The 5,860-nt window shown below is 65.8% G+C and carries 5 protein-coding genes; 1 reads left to right on the top strand and 4 read right to left on the bottom strand.

Going from position 1 to position 5,860, the window contains the following annotated elements:
* Together ntrX and ACXJL8_RS31655 are read right to left on the bottom strand one after the other, a co-directional pair.
* Nucleotides 1-1,159: nitrogen assimilation response regulator NtrX (gene ntrX, locus ACXJL8_RS31660; RefSeq protein ID WP_456686204.1), on the bottom strand; the 1,159-nt coding region annotated here is incomplete at its 3' end.
* Nucleotides 1,160-1,176: 17 nt separating this feature from the next.
* Entirely contained in the window at nt 1,177-3,561 is a 2,385-nt protein-coding gene (locus ACXJL8_RS31655; protein WP_456619071.1) for an ATP-binding protein, read from the bottom strand.
* Nucleotides 3,562-3,749: 188 nt separating this feature from the next.
* On the opposite strand from ACXJL8_RS31655, the gene ACXJL8_RS31650 reads away from it, so the two are divergent.
* Complete coding sequence (locus ACXJL8_RS31650; protein WP_456619072.1) at nt 3,750-3,896, top strand: hypothetical protein; 147 nt, start codon at nt 3,750-3,752, stop codon at nt 3,894-3,896.
* A gap of 161 nt (nt 3,897-4,057) precedes the next feature.
* On the opposite strand, the gene ntrC is transcribed toward ACXJL8_RS31650, so the two are convergent.
* Together ntrC and ACXJL8_RS31640 are read right to left on the bottom strand one after the other, a co-directional pair.
* Complete coding sequence (gene ntrC, locus ACXJL8_RS31645) at nt 4,058-5,500, bottom strand: nitrogen regulation protein NR(I) (RefSeq protein WP_456619073.1); 1,443 nt, start codon at nt 5,498-5,500, stop codon at nt 4,058-4,060.
* Between the two features lie 9 nt (nt 5,501-5,509).
* Nucleotides 5,510-5,860, bottom strand: a 351-nt coding sequence (locus ACXJL8_RS31640; RefSeq protein WP_456686203.1) for an ATP-binding protein, incomplete at its 5' end; no start/stop codon positions are given.

Raw genomic sequence — 5,860 nt, 5'->3', positions numbered from 1 at the left:
CCTGCGGCAACATGTCAGCGGTGATGATCACCTCCGGTCCGCCGGCGGCGAGAATCATGACTCTCTCAACGTTATTGCGGAGCTGGCGCACATTGCCCGGCCAGACATGCGATTGCAGCACCGCCATCGCATCCTGCCCGATCTGACGCCTGGGCAGGCCGCTTCCCGCCGAGATCTGCTCCATGAAGTAGTCGATCAGCTCCGGAATGTCCTCGCGCCGCTCCGACAGCGCGGGCACGCGGATCGGCACCACCGAGAGCCGATGATAGAGATCCTCGCGGAAATGGCCGGCCGCGATCTCCTCCTCGAGGTTGCGCGCAGTGGACGAGATGATGCGCACGTCGACCTGCACCTTGCCGGCGCCGCCGACGCGCTGGAACGACTGTTCGACCAGCACGCGCAAGATCTTGTTCTGGGTCTCGCGCGGCATGTCCGCGATCTCGTCGATGAACAGCGTGCCGCCATGGGCTTCCTCGAGCGCGCCCGGCTTGCGCGGCTGCTCGCCATTGGACTGCTCGACGCCGAACAGCTCATGCTCCATGCGCTCGGGCGTGATCGCGGCGGCGTTGATCACGACGAACGGACCGTCGGCACGGCCCGAGGCTGTATGCAGCGTGCGCGCGGTCAATTCCTTGCCGGCGCCGGCGGGGCCGACGATCAGGATGCGGCTGTTGGCCTTCGCCGCGCGCTCGATGGTCTGGCGCAACTGGTTCATGCTGGGCGAGCGGCCGACGAGCGAGCTTGCGCTCGGCGCGAGTTGCTTCAGCTCCTTGACCTCGCGCTTGAGCCGCGAGTTCTCCAGCGCGCGGGTCGCGACCAGGATGAGCCGGTCGGCCTTGAACGGCTTCTCGATGAAGTCATAGGCGCCGCGCTTGATCGCGGCGACCGCGGTCTCGATGTTGCCGTGGCCCGAGATCATCACGACCGGCAAATCGGCATTGTCCTTCTTGACCTGCTCCAGGAGCTGCAAGCCGTCGAGCTTGGAGCCCTGGAGCCAGATGTCGAGGAACACCAGATGCGGCCTGCGGTTGGCGATCTCGGCCAGCGCCGTATCGCTGTCGCGTGCGGTCCGGGTGACGAACCCCTCGTCTTCGAGAATGCCCGCAACGAGATCCCGAATATCGGCCTCATCATCGACAATCAGAATTTCACTTGCCATCGGTCGCGCCTGTCTTGTCAGATGCCTGTTGAGGCTTCGATCTTCGTTGAATCATTGGTCTTTTCGGCCGGCTCTTTGGTTCCGGCAACCGGCTCTTTTGTTTCTGTTTCCAGGCCCTTGACGGCCGATTCCACGGCGGCCGGCGCGTGCTCGGCCACCTCCGTCTTGGCAGGATGGCCGGAAATTGCAAAGCGCATCCGCATCCAGGCGCCGCGCTGGCCTTCGCGGAAGTCGGAGGCGTCCTTCAGCTCGATGCGCCCGCCATGGTCTTCCAGCACGCGGCCGACGATCGCAAGCCCAAGGCCGGTGCCCTTGGCGCGCGTCGTGACATACGGCTCGAGCAGGCGCGAGCGCGCAACCTTGGGCAGGCCGATGCCGTTGTCGATGACGTCGATCAGCACGTCCTCGCCCTCGCGCGACACCACGACGTCGATGCGGCCCTTGCCGTAATCCTTGCCGAGTTCCTCGGGCGGGACCTGCTCGATCGCCTCGGTGGCGTTCTTGACGATGTTGGTGACCGCCTGCGAGATCAACCGCCGGTCGAACTGGGCGCGCAGCGGGTCCTCCTTGAATTCGGCCTCGATGTCGATCTCGGGATGGGCGACCTTCATCAGGAACACCGCCTGCCGCACGGTGTCGGCGACGTCCTCGCCCTCCATCACCGGCTTCGGCATGCGTGCGAAGCGCGAGAATTCGTCGACCATGCGTCTGATATCGTCGACCTGGCGCACGATGGTGTCGGTGCACTGCTCGAAGATCTGCTTGTCCTTGTCCGCGGTGATGGTCTTGCCGAATTTGCGGCGGATGCGCTCGGCGGAGAGCTGGATCGGCGTCAGCGGGTTCTTGATCTCGTGCGCGATGCGGCGCGCCACGTCGCCCCAGGCCGAGGTGCGCTGCGCCGAGACGAGATCTGTGATGTCGTCGAGCGTGATGATGTAGCTGTCGCGCGGCTGGCTGGTCTTCTCGGCGCTGACCCGGACCGAGAGATTGCGTTCCTGACCGTCGCGCGTGATCGAGATCTGGCCCTGCACCAGGCGCTGGGTCCCTTCCCGCGCCGTCTTCATCATCTCGTCGAGTTCGGGCAGCACGTCGGAGAGCGGATGGCCGAGCGTCTCGGCTTCGGCATGGCCGATCAGCTTCTCGGCGGAGCGGTTGAGGATGCCGACGCTGCCCGAGGTATCGACGCCGATGATGCCGGCGCTCGCCGAGGACAGCACGGCCTCGATGAAGCGGCGGCGGCTGTCGATGAGGTCGCTGGCGCTGACGAGCTCGTCGCGCTGGCTGCGCAATTCCTGCGTCATCTTGTTGAAGGTCTCGCCCAACTGGGCGAGGTCGCCTTCCGACTGGTTCACGGGCACCTGGACATGGAGGTCGCCGGTCGAGACCGTGTGGGCCGCGTTCATCAGCCGCCGGATCGGCGCCACCAGCGAGTTGGCGAAGTTCAGGCCGATCAGCACCGAGGCCATCAGGATGGTCAGCGCGATCACCGCGAACATTAGCGCGAAGGCGACCTGGATGCCGAGCCGGCGCGACTCGATCTGGGCGTATTCGGCGACGCTGACCTCGGTCTGCTTGAGCTGATTGACAACGTTCGGATCAAGCGGCCGCGCGACATAGAGGAAGGTGTCGTTGAAGGCGCGCAAGCGGATCACCGCGGCGACGTAGCTCGCGTCCGGCAGGATCGCGATTTCCGGCTCGGACTCGTTGACGTTGCTGAGAAAGTCCGGCGCTGGCGGCGAATAGGCCAGCCGCATGCCGGTGTCGGCGGATTCCAGGATGTTGGTGTTCTTGTCGATGATCATCGCCCCCGGCAGGTTGCGGGAGCCGGCGCTGCCGGTCAGCAGCTCGCGAAACGACCGGCGATCCTGGTCGTAGAGCGGCCGGGCGTGGGCGATGTCGTTGGCCATCCCGAGAATGTCGCCGCGGATCAGCTGCGCGTGGTCCTGCATGTAGGCCCGGGCGATGGTCAGCGAATTCTGGATCACCTCCTTGGTGGGCCCGGAGAACAGCCGGTCAAGGCCGCGCTCGATGGTGACGTTGGCGACGACGGCAACGAGCACTGCCGGCAGCACCGCCACGATCGAGAACAGGCTGACGATCTGGACGTGCAGGCGTGCCGCCGCCCGGCCCCGCCGTCGCGCCAGGATCAGCTGCCAGAGCTCGCGGATGATGATTCCGACCAGCAGCAGGATCGTGGCCGCATTGATCAGGTAGAAGGACCGGACCACCTCCGGCGTGGGGTCGATCCGCGTCAGTCCGGTCAGGACCAGGAAGGTCAGGAGCGCCGACAGCAGCGCCATTGCCACGGCAAAGGGTGCCAGCCAGCGCCGCGACGACCAGCGTCGCGGCTCTTCCGCTGGGGCCGTGTCAAAAGATGCGGCCGAGGTATCTGCGCTGGTCATTCTGGCAATGAGAGGTGCTGAAAACGGGGATCCGCGGATCGCGGATACTGATGCATTCCTACCACAATGTTGCCGAATTGCGACAATTCCGCGGCGCCTCCCCTGTGGTGGTCGGACACATCCACAGGCGCATGGCGGCTCGGTGCCAGTCGCCGGAACGGATTCAGGCCCCTCCGGCTTGCCCCGGCATGGAGAGGTTCTTTCTCGCGATCATGGTTGCGGCCGTTCTGCTGCTGATCGTGGCTGCCGACCTCCTGGTCAACGGCCCGGGCATTCAGCAGCCGTCGACGCAGATGGCCAACGCCCTGCCCGTCTCAGGCCGGCTCATCCGATGAGTGCGGCGCCACGCCCTGCGGTGGACCAATTCCAACGTGACGGCGGAACATTTCGGCCCGATCCGGACTTCTGCTCACCGCGTCAGCCACAACGGCCAGCGCGATCCGGACAGGCTCAGCTCCGCTTTGGTAGGGGGAGCTGAGCCACCGTTCCGGGAGAACTACCCCCCGCTGCGATAGACCTGGATGTCCAGATCCCGGATCTTCTTGCGCAGCGTGTTGCGGTTGAGCCCGAGCAGGTCGGCGGCGCGGATCTGGTTGCCGCGGGTGGCGGCGAGCGCGGCCGTGAGCAGCGGCACCTCGATCTCCTTGAGGATGCGGTGATACAGCCCGGGCGGCGGCACGCCGTTCGGAAAGCCTTGGAAGTGCGAGGACAGATAGGCCTCCACCGCGCCGCCGAGATTGTCGACACCCTGCTGGACCGCAGCCCCCGGGCTGACCGAGGGCGGTGCCAGCTCGCCATCGATGACGGAGGCCGTGATCACGTCCTGCGGATAGAGCGCCGCCAGGCGCCGCGCGAGGTTTTCGAGCTCGCGCACGTTGCCCGGCCAGCGGTGCTGCTTCAGCCGCTCCAGCGCCAGCGCGTCGAGCTTCTTCGGCGGCAGGCCGTCCTTCTCGGCGAGCGCGAAGAAGTGACGCACCAGATCCGGCAGATCCTCGATGCGTTCGCGCAACGGCGGCAGCCGCAGCGGCACGACGTTGAGGCGGAAGAACAAATCCTCGCGGAACAGGCCCTGCTGGATCAGCACCCGCAGGTCCTTGTTGGAGGCCGCGACGATCCGCACGTCGGTCTTGATCGGCGTKCGGCCGCCGACSGTGGTGTATTCGCCCTGCTGGAGCACGCGCAGCAGGCGGGTCTGCGCCTCCATCGGCATATCGCCGATTTCGTCGAGGAACAGCGTGCCGCCCTCGGCCTGCTCGAACCGGCCCGACGCGCGGGTGTTGGCGCCGGTGAAGGCGCCGCGCTCATGGCCGAACAATTCGGATTCGATCAGGTCGCGCGGGATCGCAGCCATATTGACGGCGACGAACGGGCCGTTGCGGCGCTTGCCGTAATCGTGCAGCGCGCGCGCCACCAGCTCCTTGCCGGTGCCGGACTCGCCCGTGATCATCACGGTGAGGTCGGTCTGCATCAGGCGGGCCAGCACGCGGTAGATTTCCTGCATCGCCGGCGAACGGCCGACCAGCGGGATCGCCTCCATCTCGGCATCTTCGGCCGGGCTCGGCGTGCGCTCCTTCGGCTCGGCGAGCGCGCGGCCGACGATCGCGATCAGCTCCTTCAGGTCGAAGGGCTTCGGCAGATATTCGTAAGCCCCGCGCTCGGAGGCGCGGATCGCCGTCATGAAGGTGTTTTGCGCGCTCATGACGATGACCGGCAGATTCGGCCGCATCTTCTTGATCCGCGGCAGCAGATCGAAGGCGTTTTCGTCCGGCATCACCACGTCGGTGATSACSAGATCGCCCTCGCCCTGGCTGACCCATCGCCACAGCGTCGCGGCATTGCCGGTCAGCCGCACCTCGTAACCGGCGCGGGACAGAGCCTGATTGAGAACCGTGCGGATGGCGGTGTCGTCATCTGCAACGAGAATGCTACCTGCGGGCATTGTTAATCCTCATTTTGCCCCCTGTGATGCAGACGACGACTTCCCGGCAGAGCCGTCGCGACTGCTGTGATCGGCGTGTTTGACCGATGTCGAGTACATCGGCATCAGCACGCGGAAGGTGGTCTTGCGCGGCTGAGACTCGCATTCAATGATGCCCCCGTGATCGCCGATGATCTTTGCGACCAGCGCCAGGCCGAGACCGCTGCCGGTCTGCTTGGTGGTCACGAAGGGATCGAACAGGTTGGGCAGAAGATCGTCCGGCACGCCTGGTCCGTTGTCCTTGACGCAGAATTCGAGCGGCAGGGATACCCGAGATTTTTGACCGGGGACTGACAGGCGCACGCCGGGACGGAACGCGGT

Source organism: Bradyrhizobium sp. P5_C11_2, assembly GCF_054049755.1.
Note: the sequence above shows the minus strand (reverse complement) of the source record. Positions and strands in the feature narration are given on the sequence as shown.